Source organism: Nitrososphaera sp. AFS, assembly GCF_009898475.1.
Classification (GTDB): domain Archaea; phylum Thermoproteota; class Nitrososphaeria; order Nitrososphaerales; family Nitrososphaeraceae; genus Nitrosopolaris.
Window position 1 is genome coordinate 1 of the sequence record NZ_QURE01000141.1, and the last position, 3,038, is coordinate 3,038.

At 35.7% G+C, this 3,038-nt stretch carries 3 protein-coding genes; 1 reads left to right on the forward strand and 2 read right to left on the reverse strand.

All coding sequences use genetic code 11. The features are described 5' to 3' along the window. The first annotated feature begins 306 nt into the window (after nt 1-306). Nucleotides 307-1,218: a VOC family protein gene (locus tag DYY65_RS11580; protein ID WP_162478115.1), complete on the forward strand. Its 912-nt coding sequence runs from the start codon at nt 307-309 to the stop codon at nt 1,216-1,218. Nucleotides 1,219-1,618: 400 nt separating this feature from the next. On the opposite strand, the gene DYY65_RS11585 is transcribed toward DYY65_RS11580, so the two are convergent. Both DYY65_RS11585 and DYY65_RS11590 read right to left on the reverse strand, forming a co-directional pair. Next, a complete protein-coding gene (locus tag DYY65_RS11585; RefSeq protein WP_162478116.1) occupies nt 1,619-1,768 on the reverse strand; it encodes a hypothetical protein in 150 nt (49 codons plus the stop codon). Nucleotides 1,769-2,158: 390 nt separating this feature from the next. After that, nucleotides 2,159-2,518, reverse strand: a complete 360-nt coding sequence (locus DYY65_RS11590; RefSeq protein ID WP_162478117.1) for a hypothetical protein — start codon at nt 2,516-2,518, stop codon at nt 2,159-2,161. Between the last annotated feature and the right edge of the window lie 520 nt (nt 2,519-3,038).

A 3,038-nucleotide genomic window follows, 5' to 3' on the forward strand; every position in this document is an offset into this window, starting at 1 on the left:
TCAGCTGACATACACGGTAACAATCACAGATAATCGTAAAGTAAAGAATTAGTATTCTCCCCCACTCTATTTTTAGTTGTTTTATCAGAATAGATTTTCAAGCTTCTAAAAATTCATTCGGTTTAGAAGACCAGCATTATCTATCCAGAAAAATGTGCAAATTAATAGATAAAAATAATAAGTTAATGAGAACAGAATTAGCAGTTGGAAGCGTATAAGTATCACCCTATCTATATGCTATAGTGATTAGTTCATACTTTTCAGTGTTTCAAATTGGCTACGTATAACATACCAGACAACATTATAATGGGGTCTCCTGTATTAAGAATTAAGAATATTGGGAAAGTGACAGCGTTTTATGAAAGACTTGGCCTACAAATAAGTAAAAAGTATCAAAACGAAAATGGCGACGTACTGTTTGAACTTGGTTTTAGACACGGAACTGATCATACCGACACAATGCAACCACTTGTGATACTGCTCCAAGATCCAAATGCAAGTTATGCATCAGGACATTCAGCAGGACTCTTTCATTTTGCAATACTTGTCCCAGATAGAAAGAGTCTTGCTTCAACCTATTTGGCATTTAGAGATTCAGGTGTAGAATATGATGGATTTGCTGACCATCTAGTCAGTGAGTCATTGTACCTTAGAGACCCTGAAAATAATGGAATAGAAGTTTATCACGATAGACCTAATAAAGAATGGCCACGAGATTCTCAAGGCCATATTATGATGGATACCTTGCCATTGAATTTGGATGCTCTTGTATCAGAGGAGCTGACCAAAGAGGAATTAGACAACCCAAAAGTATTTCCAAATGGTGCAAAAATTGGACATATTCATCTCAGAGTCACAAATCTTAAACGGTCAGTCAAGTTTTATCATGAAAAACTAGGACTTGATATAACCGTTGACTGGAGTTCGATGGGTGCTGCCTTTCTTTCTGCAGGAGGATACCATCATCACATTGCGCTAAATACTTGGAATACTTTGAATGGGAATGCTCATACCAATGTTGAGGCCGGACTAGAATATTTTACAATAAAAACGCATAATAGATCTTATCTTAACACAATTAGGTCAATTATTTATGATTCAATTACTCCCAAGCAGCAAAAGAAACAGTCAAGAAGAGAGGAGGAAGAGGTTAATAACATGAATCAAATTCTGATTAAGGATCCAGATGGAATACAAATTCTAATCAAGTCAGAATAACTATTTTCTCTTGAAAATACAAATATTGTAGGGGTTTGTCATTCTTGTAGCATTTTTTGGGCGACCTCTTCATATCCTACTTTTAAAAATATGTTACCAATAACGGTATTACTATATACTAACATTAGAATTTCTTGTTTGGAATTTACAAGGTAAAGTACAACTTTTGTATCTGAAGAGAATCTCTTAATGTTTCTGTAAAAGGTGGCTTCATATCTTCTTCAATTTCCTTTATCTTTTCTTCGGCTGGAATTGCATTCTTCCAAAGGGTTTCAAATTGGAATTGTTGTGCTTCTACAAGGGCTTTAGCATTAGTTATATCGCATGTGATAATCGTTGAGCCTGCTCCTCATGTGAAACCGAATGAAGCAAACACACTTTCCTATCCACTATTCCGAAATTACTCTTCAGACCATTTAGGTATCTTATCTAGAAAAGTTTGATTGCTTTTTTTACCATCAGTAACTTCGACGATTCTCCTTTCTTGATCTTTGTCGATTATTACCTTTCCACGCATGGCACATTTAATTTGATTCTTATTCTCAGTCATCCTTCTAAGTTCTATGCATTACCCGTTCGTCCTACTTTTCTTATTACTATTCTTTACATCTTTACTTCCCTAATCACTTGTTCCAAGTATTGTTTCATACCCTCTTCTGTCAAAGAAAATTGAATTCCAGTTTCTTATGCCTTTTATTTTAATTGGCTTTTGTGAGAGCTATTGCTCTTCATGATAGAACCTACCATAACAATCCGCAACAGATTCTACAAGGGGTGACAAATGCAGATACTTAATCCTTTTTGGTGTACTGCCAAAGGCCAAGCTAAGCGTCAGATTCATCTTCGGCTATGATTCTCTTGGTTCTTCAGCTTCCCTTTTACAGTAGACTGGCACACCTTCTTGTATTGTAGGAAATGTGCATACTAGTGCCGGCCACCGTTAACCGTTATCATTATTATCATTGTTGTCGCTATCGTCTGTGTCAGGAGGCACAGGTACATTGGTCATCCTTTGGCATGAGAAGTAATCTTTCCCTTGGCCTGATATGCAACCAGACAAGAACCCTTCATAATAAGCCCTACCATTAGTGCTACATCCATTGTAAGTGGTTTGATTGAAAGGATGAGCTCTTCCATCACCAAAACCTGCATTATAACAAGCTTGATTCCTTTGCTTACTGGTACCGCTACCACCAATGATCCCGAATGCGATCATGTTACTTATCGACCCAGAAACAATAATTGTACTGAGAGCTAATATCGTTATAAAGTATATCTGTCGCAAATTTATTCTAGACACACTCCAGTTCGGCCATTTGTCATAGAACGATATTTAGAGCATATTAACTACTTAAACTTTTAAATAAGTCATTTATTAGTTATTCTAAAGTAAAAGAATATGTATAATAATATCTAGATCATGTTCTAGAAGAACACTTGCTATACATAAATACATACATCTCAAAGCGTAATCCTGCAATGAGTTTAGTCTATTGAATTGATTTCTAAATTCCACTGGCTGATGGTATTTGGCGTACGTTGCCGTGAGTAGAATTCGTGCAAGAAGGAGAAGAATCAGTTACTTAGTACTTCATCGTATCTTTAACACTCTTTTCATTTTCAATGTCAATCCTATTCTAGTTGCTCCTTCATGTAGCTGAAATAAAAGAAGAATTACTATTTTGCCTTATGCTACAAGTCATGTTTTTCCTTATGTGGGTTATTTTATTCTAATCAAATCTACCACCAAATCCAGCACCAAACCCTTGATGATTGTTTTCTTGGTGGTTACTGAATTTACTTTCAGAACTGTGATGATT

Bases quoted from the DNA above. Each gene is read 5' to 3' on its own strand.
- DYY65_RS11580 (WP_162478115.1), top strand. From the start codon at position 307: ATGGGGTCTCCTGTATTAAGAATTAAGAATATTGGGAAAGTGACAGCG.
- DYY65_RS11585 (WP_162478116.1), bottom strand. From the start codon at position 1,768: ATGACTGAGAATAAGAATCAAATTAAATGTGCCATGCGTGGAAAGGTA.